The organism is Aeromicrobium ginsengisoli (assembly GCF_004134905.2).
GTDB classification, from domain to species: Bacteria; Actinomycetota; Actinomycetes; order Propionibacteriales; family Nocardioidaceae; genus Aeromicrobium; species Aeromicrobium ginsengisoli.
The window spans coordinates 63,589-81,608 of the sequence record NZ_SDPQ02000002.1 but is presented as its reverse complement, the minus strand read 5'-3'; the positions used below and the strand labels follow the sequence as shown (position 1 = coordinate 81,608).

The following is an 18,020-nucleotide window of genomic DNA, read 5'->3' as shown; positions in this document are numbered from 1 at the left end:
GGCGCAGCAGCCCTTAGAAGAACGCGTTGCCTCGGTCGACGAGCAGGCCGTAGAGGGTTTGCTGGATCGTCTCGCGCACCTGGTCCGTGACGTTGAACAGCAGCATCGGGTCGTCAGCCGACTCCGGGTCGTAGGCGTCCGTGCGGATCGGCTCGCCGAACTCGATGATCCACTTGCTGGGCAGGGGGATCATGCCCAGCGGGCCGAGCAGCGGGAAGAACGGCGTGATCGGCAGGTAGGGCAGGCCGAGCAGGCGAGCCAGGGACGGGACGTTGCCGACGAGGGGGTAGATCTCCTCGGCACCCACGATCGAGACCGGCACGATCGGCACCTGGGCGCGCATCGCCGACGACACGAAGCCGCCGCGCCCGAATCGCTGGAGCTTGTAGCGCTCAGCGAACGGCTTGCCGATGCCCTTGAAGCCCTCGGGCCACACGCCCGCGAGCTCGCCGGTCGTCAGCAGCCGTTCGGCATCCTCGGTGCAGGCGAGGGTTGCGCCGACCTTGCGGGCGACCTGGCCGACGAACGGCAGCGAGAAGACGAGGTCGGCACCCAGGGGTCGCAGGTTGCGGCCGGAGTACTTCTTGACCGCGTAGCCGGTGATGAGCCCGTCGATCGGGACGGTGCCCGAGTGGTTGGCGACCAGCAGCGCGCCACCCTCGGCCGGGATGTTCTCGATGCCGCGGACCTCGAGCCGGAACCACTTCTCGGCCAGCGGCTCGATCGCCGCGGTCAGCACCTCGGTGATCTGCGGGTCGAAGCCGAACTCATCGACCTCGTAGTCGCCGCTCATGCGCTTGCGGATCGTCGCGAGCAGTGTCGCGACGCGGGCCTCCCAGTCGGTGCCCAGGACCCTCTGGGCGGCCTGGATCAGGGCCACGACGATGTCGTCGAGCGGGATGCCGGCCGACAGGGGTGCGGCACCGGCGGTCCTCGTACGCTTCGCGGCTTCCTCGGCGGCAGCGGCGGCCGCTGCTGCAGCATCCTCGTCGGTCACGGCTCGCAGGCGAGGCTTGGGCTGCGGCGGCGGGGTCGCCTTCTTGGCCGCGCTCTTCTTGGCGGCCGGCTTGACCGGTTTGGCCACCGGCTCGGTGGCCGGCTCGGCCTTGGCCACGGGCTTCTTGGCCACCGGCTTCTTGGTCACGGGTCCGCCGGCCAGCGCCCTGGCGGCGGCCGAGGGTGAGGTCTGGCGGTTGCCGCGGCCGGCCTTGCCGGCCGATCCGATGGTCTTGCGCTCGTCGGTCATGCACGTCCCCCCACAGCCGACATGATGCCGGGCCTCACTGATTCGCGGAACTCGTCGAACGTGTCCATCGAGCTGCGGGTGAGCTCGTAGCCGAAGATGTCGCGCAGGGCCGAGGTGTCAACGACCCGGCCGTAGGTCAGCAGTCGGTGCAGGTCCGGAGGAATGTCCGAGCCGGCGGCTCGCAGCACCCGCCGGGAGGCGGTCGCGAAGCCGATCGGCGGGAGCGGGATGACGGGGCGCCCGAGGCGACGCGCGGCCTGGCTCAGCAGCACGACGCCGTCGCCCGCGATGTTGAACGTGCCGGGCCGGTCCTTGAGGATCGACTGCTCGAGCACCGCGAACGCGTCGCGGAGGTCGGTGAACTGCAGCCGCGGGTCGAAGCCCATGACGGCCGGGAGCACGGGGCTGGAGAAGTAGGTCGCCAGCGGTGTGTCGATCGACGGGTGCAGGATCTGCGCCGCACGCAGCGTCGTGATGAGGACCTCGGGCCGGCGCCGCGCGAATCCGCGGACGTACGACTCGACCTCGACGATGTCCTTGGGGAAGCCACCGCGTACGCCGTCACGTGCCAGCAGGGACTCCGTGAACATCGCGGGGTCCCGCGGCGACGAGCCGTAGACCGCGGTCGAGGAGCCGAGGATGAACTTGTGGACCGTCGCCGAGCGCTGGCACGCCGCGAGAAGCTGCATCGTGCCGATGACATTGAGCTCCTTGGCGCCTCCAGCCCGGCCGCGCCGGGGCGGGTTGACGTCGAGGTGGACGACCGTGTCGACGTCCTCGACGGCGATGACCTTGCCGACCACCGGGGTGCGGATGTCGGCGCGGACGAACTTCACGCCACCGAGGTCACCTGGCGGCAGCATCGTGTCGATGCCGACGACCTTGCCGATGCCCGCGCCCTCGCCGAGGTCTGCGAGTCGGCGCGCAAAGAGCGACGCGAACGAACCCGCAACACCGGTGACGAGGACAGACCGGGCCATAGGGGACTACTTGCCCAGACGACGACGCTGCACTCGGGTGCGCTTGAGCATCTTGCGGTGCTTCTTCTTCGACATCCGCTTGCGACGCTTCTTGATGACTGAACCCACGGGTCACGACTCAATTCTTGTTGGCCACGCGAAGTGGCTGGTGCCTGAGATTGGTGGCCATTGCGGTGATCGCAGACCCTCGCGTGGCGCGGCTGCGGTCGCCCGTACTGGCTGCGAACAGCCTACACGGCAACATCGGCCGGGATTTTCCCCGACCACGCATGCGTTTGGGACCCCCCGGCGTGCGGTGCTGCGCTCGGTCAGCCGGCCTGGAAGTAGGACTTGCCGAGGAACTCCTCGACGGCGTCCTCGGGCACGCGGAAGGAACGCCCCACGCGTACGGCTTCGAGCTCACCGGAGTGGACGAGACGGTAGACCGTCATCTTGGAAACCCGCATCTGAGCCGCCACTTCCGCGACGGTCAAGAACGTCGGTCCGGATGCCATGTCACCACCTGCTTCCTGAGGGGCACGCGCGCTCTCCGGCTTCCCCACCGGAGAAACAGCGCGCGTGCCTTGGTTGAGACTAGTGCCTCGTGAGGCCTCCGGGACAGTAGTTGCCGAAAATCCCTGTGTGGAGCGCAACCTGCACCAATCACCACCTCAGGGCTGTGGATCGAGGCCGTTCAGCGGGAAGGCCGCCATGCGCGTGGCCTGGATGGAGCGGTCCAGCCAGCTCGCGGGGTCGTAGCCCTGCTCCCAGGCGCGATAGCCCACGGCCCGGCCGTCGGTCATGCGCAGCGGACCGGGTGATCCGCGCATCTCCTCGATGCGGGCCCGCCAGCGTTCGGGCGTCAGGGTCGACGGGTCGAGCGGCGAGCCGGCGACGATGGCCAACAGGTGCGCCCAGGCCCGGGGCACGACGTCCATGACGGCATAGCCACCACCACCGGTGGCGACCCACTTGCCGCCACACACCTCCCCGGCGAGATCGCGCAATGCCAGGTAGGACGCGCGTTGGCCGTCGACGCTCAGCATCAGGTTGGTCAGCGGATCGTCCATGTGGGAGTCGCAGCCGTGCTGCGTCACCAGGATGTCGGGCTTGAACTCGCGGACCAGCGCGGGCACGACGGCGTGGAACGCCCGGAGCCACCCGGCGTCGGACGTACCGGGAGGCAGCGGCATGTTGACGGCCGACCCTTCAGCACCCTCACCCCCGGTCTCGGTCGAGAAGCCGGTGCCGGGGAACAGCGTCTGCGGGCCCTCGTGGATCGAGATCGTCAGGACGCGCGGGTCGTTCCAGAACATCTGCTGGACGCCGTCGCCGTGGTGGGCGTCGACGTCGACGTAGGCCACCCGTTGCGCCCCGTTGTCGAGGAGCCAGCGGATCGCGAGGGCGACGTCGTTGTAGATGCAGAAGCCGCTCGCGGTGCCGGGCATCGCATGGTGCAGTCCCCCGCTGACGTTGACCGCCCGCGGCGCCGCACCGGTCCACACCCGACGAGCAGCCTCGACGCTGGCGCCGGCGATCAGGGCGCTGGCCTCGTGCATGTGGGCGAACACCGGGTTGTCCTCGGTGCCGAGTCCGATGCTGGGGTCGGTGTACGTCGGATGGTCGCTGAGCTTGTGGACCTTCTCGATGTAGGTCGCGGAGTGAACGAGGCTGAGCTCGTCATCCGTCGCCGGCGTCGCGCCGACGACATCGAGCTCGTCGACGATGCCGATCTCGCGGGCGAGCGCCATGGTGAGGTCGATCCGGACCGGCGCCATGGGGTGGGACAGACCGAAGTTGTACTCGGTCAGGTGCTGGTCGAAGACGACGCACGCGCGCTCGGTCATGTGTAGACCCTATGCCGGACTGGGCCTAGGACGGGCCCGAGAGCTCCGCGGACCTGGCGGCAGCCGCCGCGACGCCGGCGATCAGCGCATCCTTGACCCCGTGCTCGTCGAATGTCGTGATCGCGGCATGTGTCGTGCCGTTGGGTGAGGTGACACGACGCCGCAGCTCGTCGGCGGTCTCGCCGGACTCGGCGAGCAGCTTCGCGGCGCCGACGAGGGTCTGCGCGGTGAGCGTGCGGGCGGTGGTCTCGTCGAGCCCGGCATCGACGCCGCCGGCGATCATCGCCTCGGCGAGGTAGAAGACGTAGGCCGGCCCCGAGCCCGAGACTGCGGTCACCGCGTCCTGCTGGGCCTCGTCGACGACGACAACCTTGCCGCCGGACTCGAGCAGGCGGACGACGACGCGGAGCTGATCGTCGGAGCAGGACGTGCCCGGCGAGATGCCGAACATCCCCTCGCCGACGAGCGCCGGCGTGTTGGGCATCGCGCGAACGACGGCGACACCGTCGGGAAGAGCGGACTCGATCGTGGTGATCGTGATACCGGCGGCCAAGGAGACCACTGTGGCATCGGCGCGTACGGACTCGGCGATCTCGTCGAGGAGCGCGGGGACGTCCTGCGGCTTCACGACGAGGAGGACCACGTCGGCGCCCGCGACGGCCTCGGCGTTGCTGGTCACCGTGACGCCGTACGCCTCGCGGAGCTCGGTGGCGCGTTCGTCGCGCTTCTCGGAGATCACGAGGTCGGCGGCGGAGTGGCCGGCCCGCAGGATCGCCGAGAGCAGGGTCTCGCCCATCACGCCGGCACCGAGGATCGCGATCCGTTGAGTCATACGGGCAAGGCTACTGTCGCTGGGTGCGCCCCCGCCTCGACCCGTTCATTGTCGCCCTGCTGGTCACGGCGATCGTGGCGTCGTTCGTGCCGGTGACCGGCTCTGGTCTCGACGTCCTCAAGAACGTCTCGCTCGTGGCGATCGGCCTGCTGTTCTTCCTCTACGGTGCTCGGCTGTCGACGGCCGAGACGATCGCGGGGCTCAAGTACTGGCGGTTGCACGCCGCGATCCTGTCGACGACGTTCGTCGCGTTCCCGCTACTGGGACTCGGTGCGCATCTTCTCGAGCACGGCGTGCTGACGCCCGGCCTCGCCGACGGGGTGCTGCTGCTGTGCCTCGTGCCGTCGACCGTGCAGTCGTGCGTCGTCTACACCCGTATCGCGCGGGGCAACGTCGCCGGTGCGGTCGTCAGCGCCTCGCTGTCCAACCTCGTCGGCGTGTTCCTGACGCCGGCACTCGTCGCCCTGCTGATGACGTCGGACGCGCACGTCGACGCCGGTGCGGTCACGCGGATCGTGCTCCAGCTGTTCGTGCCGTTCGTGCTCGGTCAGATGCTGCGGCCCGTGATCGGCGGCTTCATCGCGCGACACGACAACCGACTCATCCTGTTCGACCGCAGCAGCATCCTGCTCGTCGTCTTCGTCGCGTTCAGCGAGGGCGCCGAGGCCCACATCTGGTCGACCTTGAAGGTCTGGGACGTGTTCGCCGTGGTGGTCGTGTGCGCCGGGCTGCTGACGATCGCCATGGGGTGGACCGTGCTTCTCGGGCGGCTGCTCGGGTTCGCACGCGCTGATCGGATCCCGTTGCTGTTCTGCGGGTGCAACAAGAGTCTGGCGAGTGGCCTGCCGATCGCCTCGGTGCTGTTCGCCGGCCCGGATGTCGCGCTGATCGTGCTGCCGCTGATGTTCTACCACCAGCTGCAGATCATCACCGGTGCCGTCGTCGCCGGGCGGCTGGCGCGTACCGCGCCCTAGTGGTGGTTGCCCGAGACAGCCAGGCCGACGCCGAGCCCGATCATCGAGGTGCCGCCGACGGCGCCCATCGCCTCGCCGCGCTTGGGCGACGCGTGGAACCACGTACGGAGCTGGCTGGCGATGACCGCCCAGAGACTGTCGGACAGGAGACCGATCGTGACGGCGATCAGGCCGAGCAGCAGCATCTGCGCCTGGACGTGGCCGTTGCCGCGGTCGATGAACTGCGGCAGCACCGCGCCGATGATCATGAACGCCTTGGGGTTGGAGACGCCGACGATGAAGCCCTGGCGGATGACCTTGCGCCAGGTCAGCGCCGGGTGTCCCCCGACGCCGGCGTTCTGCACGCTGAACGCCTTGCGGTGCCGGATCGCCTGCACTCCGAGCCAGACGAGATAGGCGGCACCGGCGAACTTCAGCACCATGAAGACGACGATCGACTCCTCGACGATCACGCCGAGCCCGAACGCCACGAGGACCACGATGGTCAGCAGGCCGAGCGTGTTGCCCAGCACCGTCGCGAGGGCGACCCCGCGGCCGTACGCCAGGGCGCGGCCGATCACGAACACGACACTCGGGCCGGGAATGGCGATGAGGATGAACGCCGCGAGCCCGAAGGCGAGGAACTGGTCGACCGTGATCATGCCGGTCATCCTCGCAGAATCTGGCGCCCTCAGACAGTGGCGTGGAGGCGCGTGAACGCCAGCGCCTCGAGGAGATCGGCCTCGCGGTCGCTCTGGTCCTTGGCCTTGCGGGTGTTGATCTCCACGACGACCTCACCGTCGTAGCCCGACGCCGCGACGAGCTCGAGGAACTCCTGGCAGGGCTGGGTCCCGCGGCCCGGCACGAGGTGCTCGTCCTTGGCCGACCCGGAACCGTCGGTCATGTGGATGTGGGCGAGCCGGCCGCCCAGCGCCTTGGCCATCTCGACCGGGTCCTCGCCTGCCGTCGAGCTGTGGGACAGGTCGACCGTCACGTGCGCGTAGTCGTGCAGCAGCGGGTCCCACCCTGGCGCGTACGCCTGGAACTCGCGCTTGCCGGTGCGCCACGGATACATGTTCTCGACGGCGTACGTGACACCGTGCTCGGCCTCGAGGTCGGCGATGCCCTCGACGAACCCGCGGGCGTAGTCGCGCTGCCACCGGAACGGCGGGTGCACGACGATGACCGACGCGCCGACCTCGTGCGCCATCTCGGCGCTGCGGTGCAGCTTGCCCCACGGGTCGCTGCCCCACACCCTCTGCGTCACCAGCAGGCACGGCGCGTGGATCGACACCACGGGGATCTCGTGGAACGCGCTGAGCGCCTTGATCGCGGTGATGTCGGCGCTGACGTCGTCGATGCCGACCATGACCTCGACCCCGTCGTAGCCGAGCCGGGCGGCCGACTCGAATCCACTTGCCGTCGACCCCGGATAGACCGAGGAGGTCGACAACGAGACGCGGATGGGATCAGGCACAAGTTCTAGGCTAGTGCGGCCTCCCAGCCATGGGCGCGGGGATCGCTGTGAATCTCAGAAGCGCGCCGAGAACCCGCCGTCGGCGTGCAGCAGCTGTCCGGAGACCCATCGGCCCTCCGGCGGTGCGGCGCCAGGCCGCCCCGGGTGTCGTCGTCCATCCACCCCGTGTCGATGGGGCCGGGGTTGAGGACGTTCGCTGTTGGCGCGCGCTGCGCCAGTGGGCGAGGGGCATGCCACCCAACCTAGAGCGCGTCGAGGTGCTCCAGCAGGATGCCCTCGCGGAGCGCCCACGGGCAGATCTCCAGCTCCGTCAGGCCGAACAGGTCCATCGTGGCCTCCGCGACCAGGGCGCCGGCGCGCATCTGGTGCGCCCGGTCCGGCGACACCCCGGGCATACCGGCGATGTCCTCGGACGGCAGTGTCGCGAGCTGCTCGACGAGGTGTGAGAGGTCCTGCTTGTGGAGCACGCGGCGTACGTACTGGCCCTCATGCGATGACGCGGCGCCGCAGATGCGGGCCAGCGAACGGAACGTCTTGCTGGTCGCGACGGCACGGTCGAACGACCCGCCGCGCAGGATCGCTCCGGCCTCGTCGGCGATCGTCGAGCGGATGTGCAGCCGCAGCTCGGAGTGCGTGCGACCGGCGTCGAGCCACTCACGGGTCAGCCGGCCGGCGCCGAGGGCCATCGACTGTGCGACGTCGGGGGTCTCGTCGGGGCCCGCTGCGATCTCGAGCGATCCGCCGCCGATGTCGAAGACGCCGAGGCGTCCGGCGGACCAGCCGAACCAGCGGCGTACGGCGAGGAACGTCAGCCGGGCCTCGTCCTCGCCCGCCAGGACCTGGAGGTCGAGGCCGCTGGCCGCGTTGACCCGGCCGATGACGTCGTCGGCGTTGATCGCGTCGCGGACGGCCGAGGTGGCGAACGCGAGGATCGTCGTGCAGCCCTTGTCCTCAGCCTCGGCGCGGGCGTCCACGACGTACTTGGTCAGCCGGGAGATGCCCTCCTCGGTGACGGCGTTGTCGGCGTCGAGGTGCTCGGCGAGGCGCAGCGGCTCCTTGTAGCTGTGTGCCGGGACGGGCGGGCCGCCGCGGAACGCGTCGACGACGAGCAGGTGGCCGGTGTTGGAGCCGATGTCGAGGACGCCCATGCGCATGTGTCCATCCTCTCACTGGCAGCAGACCAGCGGCCGGCGCACACCTGCGGACTAGCATGAGGGCGATGCCAGAAGTCGAGCTCGGATTCCCCCGTACGTACGTGGAGTTCGCCAATCCCGCGGACCCGACCGAGGTCTTTCGCTGCGACCTGACGTGGCTCACGTCGCGGTGGACCTGCATCTTCGGCGAGGGCTGCCCCGGCATCTACGAGACGAGTCCCGAGGCCGGCTGCTGCACGCTGGGCGCCCACTTCGCCGATGACGACGACGCCCAACGCGTCGGCGCGATCGTCGACCAGCTGACTCCCGCCCACTGGGAACGCCACGACGAGGGCAAGCGGAGCGGGTGGACCGAGAAGGACGACGACGGCGAGCTCAAGACGCGCGCGTTCGAGGGCGCCTGCATCTTCCACAACTCGCGCGGCTTCGAGGGCGGCTACGGGTGCGCCCTGCACGGCTTTGCGCTGGAGCAGGACCTCAAGCCGCACACGACCAAGCCCGACGTGTGCTGGCAGCTGCCGCTGCGCCGCCAGTTCCGCGACGTCGACCGCGGCGACGGCACGACGTACACCGAGACACAGATCGGCGAGTACACCCGCGCAGGCTGGGGACCGGGCGGGGCGGACCTCGACTGGTACTGCTCCTCCAACACCGAGGCGCACGTCGGCCTTGAGCCGGTCTACGTCACCAACCGCGACGAGCTGACCGAGCTCATGGGCGAGGCCGGATATGCCGAGCTGGCCCGCTATTGCAGGGAGCATGAGGCCGGAGGCACCAATACACCACACCCGGCCGACCCGCACCGCTGACCCCCTGCACCACCCCGACCCGGCGTCAGGCAACAATGCCGTATGCACCTCGACCACGTCTCGTTCGCCGTTGGCCCCGACGGCCTCGCCGGTACGACCGCAGAGCTCGGCCGGCTGCTGAATGCCACGTTCATCGACGGCGGTGCCCACCCCAGGTTCGGCACGCGCAACATGATCCTGCCCCTCAAGAACCGCCAGTACCTCGAGGTCGTCGAAGTCCTCGACCACCCCGCAGCCGACAAGGCCGCGTTCGGCCAGGCGGTCCGCGCCCGGCGCGACGCCGGCGGCGGCTGGCTCGGCTGGGTCGTCTCGGTCGACGACATCACGGAGGTCGAGCACCGCATGGGCCGGCACGCCGTGCCCGGCAACCGTCGCCGCCCCGACGGCTACAACCTCGAGTGGCAGCAGATCGGCACGAGCGGCATGAAGGCCGACCCGCAGCTGCCGTTCGTCATCAAGTGGGAGAAGGACCCGGCCGAGCACCCGTCGCAGATGGCCGACTCCCAGATCGCACTCACGGCGCTCGAGATCGCCGGCGACCCGAAGCGTCTCGCCGACTACCTCGGCGAGCCCGCGATCGAGGCGCTCGAGGAGATCGAGGTCCGCTGGGTCGCCCCGCACGGCACCCCCGGCATCCTCGCCGCCGAGTTCAGCACCCCGGACGGCGTCGTCCGCATCTGAGCCGTGAGCCCGAGCGACTGAACTCGGGGGGGCGGGCGCGAAGGAACTGAGCTGTGGGCGTGGCGCCCCTGACTGTCATACGGCGCGCCTAGGCTGGCGGCCATGGCAGCCACCAAGACCGCCCGGCCCGCATTCGTCTGTGCCGACTGCGGCTGGACGACCAGCAAGTGGGTCGGCCGTTGCGGCGAGTGCCAGGCGTGGGGCACGGTCGACGTCGCGGCCCCCGTCCGCACCGGCCGCACGCAGGCGGCTCCCGTCGCGACCCCTGCCGTCCCGATCAGCCAGGTCACGATCGAGTCCGCACGGTCGACCACGTCCGGCATCGGCGAGCTCGACCGCGTGCTGGGCGGCGGCGTCGTGCCCGGTGCCGTGCTGCTGCTGGCCGGCGAGCCCGGTGTGGGCAAGTCCACGCTGCTGCTCGAGGTCGCCGCGCGTTGGGCGCGGGCCGGCCGCCGTACGCTCTACGTCTCCGGCGAGGAGTCGGCCGCCCAGGTGCGCCTGCGGGCCGAGCGCACCGGCGCCGTCGACGACAACCTCTACCTCGCCGCCGAGACCGACCTCGGCGCGGTGCTGACGCACGTCGAGACGGTCAAGCCCGGTCTCCTCATCGTCGACTCGGTCCAGACCATCGGCTCGGCCGACGTCGACGGCGTGCCCGGCGGCGTCACCCAGGTGCGTGAGGTCGCGTCAGCGGTCATCCAGCGGGCCAAGCGCGACAACATCGCCACACTGCTCGTCGGCCACGTCACCAAGGACGGCTCGGTCGCCGGTCCGCGCGTGCTCGAGCACCTCGTCGACGTCGTGCTGCAGTTCGAGGGCGATCGCAGCTCACGCCTGCGGCTGCTGCGCGCGGTCAAGAACCGCTTCGGGCCCGTGGACGAGATCGGTTGCTTCGACCTCGTCGACGACGGCATCGTCGAGGTCCCCGACCCGACGGGGCTGTTCGTGTCGCGTCACGAGCAGCCGGTCCCCGGCACCTGCGTCACGGTCACGATGGAGGGTCGTCGGCCACTGCTCGCCGAGGTGCAGGCCCTGACGGTCAAGTCCTCGACGCCCTCCCCCAGGCGTACGTCCAGCGGGCTCGACTCCTCGCGGGTGGCGATGATCCTCGCCGTGCTCACCAAGCACTGCAAGATCAACCTGTCCGAGCTCGACGTCTACACCGCGACCGTCGGCGGCGCACGGCTCGTCGAGCCGTCGGTCGATCTCGCGCTCGCGATCGCCACGGTCTCGGCCCAGCGCGAGTCCGCCGTGCCGGCCGACCTCGTCGCGATCGGCGAGGTCGGGCTCGCCGGCGAGGTCCGCAAGGTCAGCAACCTGGTCGCCCGGTTGCGCGAGGCGGAGCGCATCGGGTTCCGTCAGGCGGTCGTCCCAGCCGGCTCGGAGGGCCTCGACGGCATCCGCACCTCGATGACGATCATGGCGGTCAGCAACATCGAGGCGGCGATGACCTGTCTCGATGTCACAGCACCCTACTGATGCCGCATACACTGTGTGCGACCTGAGTGAGGTGAGTGACCATGGCGTCAGCAGCAGAGCGTGCCGCGGCGGCAGCAGAGGCTTCCGCGCGCCTGCGCGCGACCTTGGCCACCGTCGCACCCGGGACGTCCCTGCGTGAAGGCCTCGAACGCATCCTGAGAGGCCGCACCGGCGCCCTGGTCGTGGTGGGCCACGACCGCCAGATCGAGGCGATCTCGACGGGCGGCTTCGCCCTCGACGTGCCGTTCACCGCGACCGGCCTGCGTGAGCTCGCCAAGATGGACGGCGCGATCATCCTCGACCGCGACGCGACCCGCATCCTGATGGCCGGCGTCCACCTGATGCCCGACCCGTCGATCGTCACGCAGGAGACCGGCACTCGACACCGCACCGCCGACCGTGTGGCCCGCCAGACCGGTGTCCCGGTCATCTCGGTCTCGGCGTCGATGCACATCATCGCGCTCTACCTCGAGGACCTGCGCCACGTGCTCGAGGAGACCGGCGCCGTGCTGGGCCGCGCCAACCAGGCTCTGCAGACCCTCGAGCGCTACCGCAACCGCCTCGACGAGGTCTCCGACGCCCTGTCGGCCCTCGAGATCGAGGATCTTGTCACGGTCCGCGACGTGTCAGCCGTGGCACAGCGACTCGAGATGGTCAGCCGCATCGCCGGCGAGATCGACACCTACGTCCTCGAGCTCGGCACCGACGGCCGCCTGTTGGCCCTCCAGCTCGAGGAGCTCATCAGCGGCGTCGACGCCGAGCGCGAGCTGATCATCCGCGACTACATGCCCAGCGGGCGTCGCGGTCGCACGCCCGAGGCCGTCCTCGCCGAGCTCGCCGCGATCGAGTCGACCGACCTCGTCGACCTCGGCTCGGTCGCTCGCGCGCTGCGCATCGGCACCGAGGAGACCCTCGACACCCCGCTGGCTCCGCGCGGCTACCGGCTGCTGGCCCGCATCCCCCGCCTGCCGATCACGGTCGTCGAGCGCCTCATCGAGCACTTCGGCTCGCTCCAGAAGCTGCTCGCGGCGAGCATCGAGGACCTCCAGACCGTCGAGGGCGTCGGCGACCTGCGGGCGCGCGGCGTCCGCGAAGGTCTGTCCCGGCTCGCCGAGTCGAGCATCCTCGAGCGTTACGTCTGACCGGAGCCCGACGAGGCGGAAGCAGATCTCGAAAGGTGGGCCATACGTCGCTCACGTTGGGAAGATCTCAAGTGCCGGTCGTTCGGAACGTCCGAGCTCGTGCGGGCGTACGTATCTAGCCGTCAGCGGGCTTGGTCGTGTTCTTGGCCGACGGGGTGGGCTTCGTCGGCGTCGGCTTGGTCGTCGGGGTGACCTTGGGCTCGGGTCTGCGGGCCAGCGTGAACGACGTCTTGCCGGGCTCGCCGCCGAGCGTGCCGACCTGCACTGAATAGGTGCCCGGCGTCGCGTAGCCCTCCTTGGGCGAGCACTTCGATCCCGAGCCACGACCCGACCACGTGGCCGTGACGAGCGAGGCCCACTGCGGCGAGATAGCGACCGGGTCGTCGAGCAGCGAGATCTTGCAGACCGTCGAGTCCCAGATCGCGGTCTTGTTGGCGCTGATGACGGCGACCATGTCGGCATCGCTGGGAGTCAGGGTGCATGCGGTCGCCTCCGTCGAGCTCACGACCAGGCCGATCTTGACCGGTCCTTTGGTGAGCTGGCCGGGCTCGACGGTCGGGGTGATCCGCACCTTCTCGGGGTCACACGCGCGACTTGCACTCACGAGCGTGACATCGACCAGGCCGTTGACCGGAGCCGTGACGGTCGGCGCAGCAGTCGTGGCGGTGGGCGTCGTGGCCTTCGGTTCGGCGTCCGGCTTGTCGTCGCCACCGACGAACCGCATCGCCAGCCATACGAGGGCGATCACCGCGGCCAGGGCGAGCAGCCGACGACGCCAGTAGACCTCCGCAGGCAACCGTCGCTGGCTCACAGACCCACGCTATCCGCGCATCAGCCGCTCCGGCGTCCCGACGCGCCCTCGCCGCGACCGCGTGCGAGGATCGACGCGTCATGACGACCCCTGCCCCGCTTCCCGTCGCCGACCTGGCGCGACTGCACGACGAGCTCCTCGACTGGTTCGACCGCACGGCCCGCGACCTGCCCTGGCGGCGGAATGCATCGCCGTGGGCCGTCATGGTCTCGGAGTTCATGCTGCAGCAGACGCCGGTGTCACGCGTCCTGCCGGTGTACGAGGCGTGGGTCGACCGCTGGCCCACCCCAGCCGCACTCGCCGCGGAGCCGACCGGTGAGGCCGTACGCGCGTGGGGCCGCCTCGGCTACCCGCGCCGTGCGCTGCGCCTGCACGCCGCCGCGACGGCCATGGTCGATCGGCACGGCGGCGAGGTGCCGTCGTCGCTCGACGACCTGCTCGCCCTGCCAGGCGTGGGCGACTACACCGCCGCTGCGGTCTCGTCGTTCGCGTTCGGTGGCCGTGAGGCCGTCCTCGACACCAACGTCCGGCGAGTGTTCGCCCGAGTCGTCCGCGGCGAGCAGTTCCCGCCAGCCGCAGTCACGAGTGCCGAGCGCGAGCTCGCCACCGTGCTGCTGCCCGTACGTGATGCGCATCGGTGGGCGGCCGCCACGATGGAGCTCGGCGCCGTGGTCTGCACGGCTCGGTCACCGCGCTGTGATGCGTGCCCCGTGGCCGACCTGTGCCGCTGGCGGGCCGCGGGCTATCCGGCGTACGACCGGCCGGCCCGCCGGGGACAGGCCTGGCACGGCACCGACCGGCAGTGCCGGGGGCAGCTCATGGCGGTGCTGCGCGATGCGCCCGGACCGGTGCCGAAATCAGCGCTCGACGCCGTGTGGGCCGACGCCCTGCAACGCGAACGCGCCCTTGACGGTCTGGTCGCCGACGGCCTGGTCGAGCCCCTGCCCGATGACACCTACTCGTTGCCCAGCTGAGGCCGGTCCAGGGCCGATGCGAGGTCTTGGACGATCTGGCGTGACTCGGCCTCGTCGTCGAGCGGGCGGTCGAGAAACACTCCGTTGAACGTCGCATCGATCAAGTTCGCGATGCCGGGCGCTCGCGTGGCGGTCACTCCCGATCGCTCGAGGTACGCCGAGAGGGTCCGGATCCACAGCGCGTTCGACGCCCGGATCGACGAGGCATACGGCTCCCGGCCGAGCAGGCCCAGCGCCGCGGCCTCGACGTACATGCGCTGGCAGCGCTGCACCTGGTCGTGCTCGGTGTAGGTCGCCCACAGCGCGAGCACCGCTTTGCCCAGCGACGCGGCCGGCGCCATCGCGTCGATGTAGGCCATCGAACGGGTGTTGGACGCCTCGAGCACCGCGGCGACGAGCTCGTCCTTGGAGCCGAAGTGATAGATCAGCATCCGGTCGCTGGTGCCCAGTTCGGCGGCCAGCGGACGCAGGCTCAACCCGATCAGCCCGTGGGCCAGGGCGTAGTCGGTGGCTGCCTCGGTGAGGTCGTCGCGCTTCGTCATCGACAGCAAACGTAGCACGTGCTACATTCAGGTATGTAGCAAGTGCTACAGGAAGTCAGGAAGAGAACCATGTTCGTCGCAGCAGCCCTGCTGGCGGTCGCCATCGCGACCGAGGTGTTCGCCACCGCCGCGCTCCCCCGCGCCGAGGGATTCACCAATCCCGGCTGGGCCGCGATCGTGGTCAGCGGCTACGCCGTGTCGATCTGGCTGCTGACCGTCGTGGTCAAGGAGATCCCGGTCTCGGTGACGTACGCGATCTGGGCCGGGCTCGGCACAGCCGCGATCGCTGTCGTCGGCGTCGTGTTCCTCGACGAGCCGGTCAGCCCGGCCAAGGTCGCCGCGATCGCGCTGATCATCGCCGGCGTCGTCCTGCTCAACACCCAGACCTCGCACTGACACAGCCTTCGTGAAGCGCTTCGCCTGAGACACGACGAAGCCCCCGCAGCCAGGCTGCGGGGGCTTCGTGCGTACGGGCGGTTATTCGGCTGACGCCTCGACGGCCGGCGGCACGTCGGCCGGCATCTCGAGCGCCAGGTCGGCCTTGTTGCGACCCTCGAACGTGAAGACCGCTTCCGCGCCTTCGCCCTCGACGCCGACCAGCACGAGCTGACCGGGGCGGAGCTCGCCGTAGAGCAGCTTCTCGGCCATGACGTCCTCGATCTCGCGCTGCACCGTGCGACGCAACGGACGCGCACCGAGCACCGGATCGAAGCCACGCTTGGACAACAGGTCCTTGGCCTCCATCGTCAGCTCGATGTTCATGTCCTTCTCGGCAAGACGCTTCTCGAGCGAGTCGATCATCATGTCCACCATCTGCAGGATCTCTTCCTGCGTCAGCGGCGGGAAGACGATGATCTCGTCGACGCGGTTGAGGAACTCAGGCCGGAAGTGCTGCTTGAGCTCGATCGACACGCGCTCCTTCATCTTGTTGTAGGACCCCGCGGTGTCGCCGGCCTGGCTGAAGCCCAGGTTGACACCCTTGGAGATCTCACGCGCACCGAGGTTGGTGGTCATGATGACGACGGCGTTCTTGAAGTTGACGACGCGGCCCTGACCGTCGGTGAGGTGACCCTCCTCGAGGATCTGCAACAGCGAGTTGAAGATGTCGGGGTGTGCCTTCTCGATCTCGTCGAACAGCACGACCGAGAACGGCTTGCGGCGCACCTTCTCGGTGAGCTGGCCACCCTCTTCGTAGCCGACGTAGCCGGGAGGCGAGCCGAACAGTCTCGAGACCGTGTGCTTCTCGCTGTACTCGGACATGTCGAGCTGGATGAGGGAGTCCTCGTCGCCGAACAGGAAGTTGGCCAGCGCCTTGGACAGCCACGTCTTGCCGACGCCCGAGGGCCCGGCGAAGATGAACGATCCACCGGGACGCTTGGGGTCCTTGAGACCCGCGCGCGTACGACGGATGGCTCGCGACAGTGCCTTGATGGCCTCGTCCTGGCCGATGACCCGCTTGTGGAGCTCTTCCTCCATGTTGAGCAGGCGGCTGGACTCAGCCTCGCTGAGCTGGCCGACCGGGATGCCGGTGGCCTTGGCGAGGACCTCGGCGATGAGGTTCTCGTCGACGACCGCGACGGTGTCGAGATCGCCGGACTTCCAGGCCTTCTCGCGCTCGCCCTTGGCGTTGATGAGCTTCTTCTCCTCGTCGCGCAGGGAGGCGGCAGCCTCGAAGTCCTGTGCGTCGATGGCGCCTTCCTTGCGGCGGCGGACGTCGACGATCTTGTCGTCGAACTCCTTGAGCTCCGGCGGCGTCGCCATGCGGCGGATGCGCAGGCGGGCGCCAGCCTCGTCGATCAGGTCGATCGCCTTGTCGGGCAGGAACCGGTCGGAGACGTAGCGGTCACCCATCGTCGCCGCGGCCACGAGGGCCTCGTCGGTGATGGAGACGCGGTGGTGCGCCTCGTAGCGGTCGCGCAGGCCCTTGAGGATCTCGACGGTGTCGAGCACGGACGGCTCGTCGACGAGGATCGGCTGGAAGCGACGGTTGAGTGCCGCGTCCTTCTCGAAGTGCTTGCGGTATTCGTCCAGCGTCGTGGCACCGATGGTCTGGAGCTCACCACGGGCCAGCATCGGCTTGAGGATGCTGGCTGCGTCGATCGCGCCCTCGGCGGCACCCGCACCCACGAGGGTGTGGATCTCGTCGATGAACAAGATGATGTCGCCACGGGTGCGGATCTCCTTGAGGACCTTCTTGAGACGTTCCTCGAAGTCACCGCGGTAGCGCGAGCCGGCGACGAGCGCGCCGAGGTCGAGCGTGTAGATCTGCTTGTCCTTGAGCGTCTCGGGCACGTCACCGCGGACGATGTCCTGGGCAAGGCTCTCGACGACGGCGGTCTTGCCGACGCCGGGCTCACCGACGAGCACCGGGTTGTTCTTGGTGCGTCGCGACAGCGTCTGCATGACGCGCTCGGCCTCGTCGTCCCGGCCGATGACCGGGTCGAGCTTGCCCTCGCGGGCGGCCTGCGTCAGGTTGCGGCCGAACTGGTCCAGCACGGCAGACGTGCTCGGGGCGGACTCGCTGGGCGCGCCGGCCTGCTCGGCCTCCTTGCCCTGGAAGCCGCTGACGAGCGTGATGACCTGCTGGCGTACACGATTGAGGTCGGCGCCGAGCTTGACGAGGACCTGGGCGGCGACGCCCTCGCCCTCGCGGATCAGGCCGAGCAGGATGTGCTCGGTGCCGATGTAGTTGTGGCCGAGCTGCAGCGCCTCGCGGAGGCTGAGCTCGAGGACCTTCTTGGCGCGGGGCGTGAACGGGATGTGCCCGCTCGGAGCCTGCTGGCCCTGGCCGATGATGTCCTCGACCTGGCCGCGGACGGCTTCAAGTGAGATGTCGAGGCTCTCGAGAGCCTTGGCCGCAACGCCCTCACCTTCGTGGATGAGGCCGAGGAGGATGTGCTCCGTGCCGATGTAGTTGTGGCTGAGCATGCGTGCCTCTTCTTGGGCAAGCACGACCACGCGACGAGCACGGTCGGTGAATCTTTCGAACATGGCGTCCCCCTCTGCTGGACTATCAGTTCAGTTTAGTCGGGTATGGAAATCTGCACGCATCGATGTCCATATGTGTAACCCAACCTTCACCAGGGTCCTGGTGTTCCGGAGTTCGCTGTCGGC

General features: G+C 69.3%; 19 protein-coding genes. 7 read left to right on the top strand and 12 right to left on the bottom strand.

What is annotated here, in order from left to right:
- Positions 1-13: 13 nt before the first annotated feature.
- The 6 genes from ESP70_RS07145 to proC all read right to left on the bottom strand — a co-directional run bounded on the left by ESP70_RS07145 (position 14) and on the right by proC (position 4,884).
- Positions 14-1,246: a lysophospholipid acyltransferase family protein gene (locus ESP70_RS07145; protein ID WP_149688661.1), complete on the bottom strand. Its 1,233-nt coding sequence runs from the start codon at positions 1,244-1,246 to the stop codon at positions 14-16.
- On the bottom strand, positions 1,243-2,226 hold the full coding sequence (locus ESP70_RS07140; RefSeq protein ID WP_149688660.1) for an NAD-dependent epimerase/dehydratase family protein: 984 nt from the start codon (positions 2,224-2,226) through the stop codon (positions 1,243-1,245). Before ESP70_RS07140 ends, ESP70_RS07145 begins: the two co-directional genes overlap by 4 nt.
- Before the next feature lie 6 nt (positions 2,227-2,232).
- The gene (locus ESP70_RS07135) at positions 2,233-2,334 is read right to left on the bottom strand and encodes a 30S ribosomal protein bS22 (protein ID WP_019143756.1); all 102 of its coding nucleotides are present in this window, start codon (positions 2,332-2,334) and stop codon (positions 2,233-2,235) included.
- A gap of 200 nt (positions 2,335-2,534) precedes the next feature.
- The gene (locus ESP70_RS07130) at positions 2,535-2,720 is read right to left on the bottom strand and encodes a helix-turn-helix domain-containing protein (RefSeq protein WP_056209883.1); all 186 of its coding nucleotides are present in this window, start codon (positions 2,718-2,720) and stop codon (positions 2,535-2,537) included.
- A 156-nt stretch (positions 2,721-2,876) separates the two neighbouring features.
- The gene (locus ESP70_RS07125; protein WP_149688659.1) at positions 2,877-4,052 is read right to left on the bottom strand and encodes an acetoin utilization protein AcuC; all 1,176 of its coding nucleotides are present in this window, start codon (positions 4,050-4,052) and stop codon (positions 2,877-2,879) included.
- 25 nt (positions 4,053-4,077) lie between these two features.
- Entirely contained in the window at positions 4,078-4,884 is an 807-nt protein-coding gene (proC, locus tag ESP70_RS07120; protein ID WP_149688658.1) for a pyrroline-5-carboxylate reductase, read from the bottom strand.
- Positions 4,885-4,907: 23 nt separating this feature from the next.
- Here proC and ESP70_RS07115 point away from each other — a divergent pair, with 23 nt between their 5' ends.
- Complete coding sequence (locus ESP70_RS07115; protein WP_149688657.1) at positions 4,908-5,858, top strand: bile acid:sodium symporter family protein; 951 nt, start codon at positions 4,908-4,910, stop codon at positions 5,856-5,858.
- On the opposite strand, the gene ESP70_RS07110 is transcribed toward ESP70_RS07115, so the two are convergent.
- The 3 genes from ESP70_RS07110 to ESP70_RS07095 form a co-directional block, all read right to left on the bottom strand.
- Positions 5,855-6,499, bottom strand: a complete 645-nt coding sequence (locus tag ESP70_RS07110; protein ID WP_149689693.1) for a LysE family translocator — start codon at positions 6,497-6,499, stop codon at positions 5,855-5,857. The genes ESP70_RS07115 and ESP70_RS07110 overlap by 4 nt on opposite strands.
- A 29-nt stretch (positions 6,500-6,528) precedes the next feature.
- Entirely contained in the window at positions 6,529-7,314 is a 786-nt protein-coding gene (locus ESP70_RS07105) for a sugar phosphate isomerase/epimerase family protein (RefSeq protein WP_149688656.1), read from the bottom strand.
- Between the two features lie 242 nt (positions 7,315-7,556).
- Positions 7,557-8,468, bottom strand: a complete 912-nt coding sequence (locus tag ESP70_RS07095) for a Ppx/GppA family phosphatase (protein ID WP_149688655.1) — start codon at positions 8,466-8,468, stop codon at positions 7,557-7,559.
- 65 nt (positions 8,469-8,533) lie between these two features.
- Here ESP70_RS07095 and ESP70_RS07090 point away from each other — a divergent pair, with 65 nt between their 5' ends.
- From ESP70_RS07090 to disA, 4 genes are all read left to right on the top strand, one after another.
- Positions 8,534-9,277, top strand: coding sequence for a DUF3109 family protein (locus ESP70_RS07090; protein WP_149688654.1), 744 nt, complete (start codon positions 8,534-8,536; stop codon positions 9,275-9,277).
- 42 nt (positions 9,278-9,319) lie between these two features.
- Complete coding sequence (locus ESP70_RS07085) at positions 9,320-9,958, top strand: VOC family protein (protein ID WP_149688653.1); 639 nt, start codon at positions 9,320-9,322, stop codon at positions 9,956-9,958.
- Between the two features lie 102 nt (positions 9,959-10,060).
- Positions 10,061-11,437 (top strand): DNA repair protein RadA, encoded by a 1,377-nt coding sequence (gene radA / locus ESP70_RS07080; RefSeq protein ID WP_149688652.1) that lies wholly within the window; start codon positions 10,061-10,063, stop codon positions 11,435-11,437.
- Between the two features lie 41 nt (positions 11,438-11,478).
- Positions 11,479-12,579 carry a DNA integrity scanning diadenylate cyclase DisA gene (disA, locus tag ESP70_RS07075; protein WP_056209901.1) on the top strand — a complete coding sequence of 367 codons (1,101 nt, stop codon included), beginning with the start codon at positions 11,479-11,481 and terminating at the stop codon, positions 12,577-12,579.
- A gap of 115 nt (positions 12,580-12,694) precedes the next feature.
- Here the strand turns inward: disA and ESP70_RS07070 are convergent, their stop codons facing one another.
- Entirely contained in the window at positions 12,695-13,390 is a 696-nt protein-coding gene (locus tag ESP70_RS07070; RefSeq protein ID WP_149688651.1) for a hypothetical protein, read from the bottom strand.
- Between the two features lie 80 nt (positions 13,391-13,470).
- Between ESP70_RS07070 and ESP70_RS07065 the strand changes: the two genes are divergently transcribed.
- Positions 13,471-14,364 (top strand): HhH-GPD family protein, encoded by an 894-nt coding sequence (locus ESP70_RS07065; protein WP_149688650.1) that lies wholly within the window; start codon positions 13,471-13,473, stop codon positions 14,362-14,364.
- On the opposite strand, the gene ESP70_RS07060 is transcribed toward ESP70_RS07065, so the two are convergent.
- The gene (locus ESP70_RS07060) at positions 14,346-14,906 is read right to left on the bottom strand and encodes a TetR/AcrR family transcriptional regulator (RefSeq protein ID WP_149688649.1); all 561 of its coding nucleotides are present in this window, start codon (positions 14,904-14,906) and stop codon (positions 14,346-14,348) included. The two genes, ESP70_RS07065 and ESP70_RS07060, sit on opposite strands and share 19 nt — an antisense overlap.
- A 69-nt stretch (positions 14,907-14,975) precedes the next feature.
- Here ESP70_RS07060 and ESP70_RS07055 point away from each other — a divergent pair, with 69 nt between their 5' ends.
- A complete protein-coding gene (locus ESP70_RS07055) occupies positions 14,976-15,302 on the top strand; it encodes a DMT family transporter (RefSeq protein ID WP_149688648.1) in 327 nt (108 codons plus the stop codon).
- A gap of 81 nt (positions 15,303-15,383) precedes the next feature.
- Here ESP70_RS07055 and ESP70_RS07050 read toward each other — a convergent pair whose 3' ends face one another.
- Positions 15,384-17,897 carry an ATP-dependent Clp protease ATP-binding subunit gene (locus tag ESP70_RS07050; RefSeq protein ID WP_149688647.1) on the bottom strand — a complete coding sequence of 838 codons (2,514 nt, stop codon included), beginning with the start codon at positions 17,895-17,897 and terminating at the stop codon, positions 15,384-15,386.
- Between the last annotated feature and the right edge of the window lie 123 nt (positions 17,898-18,020).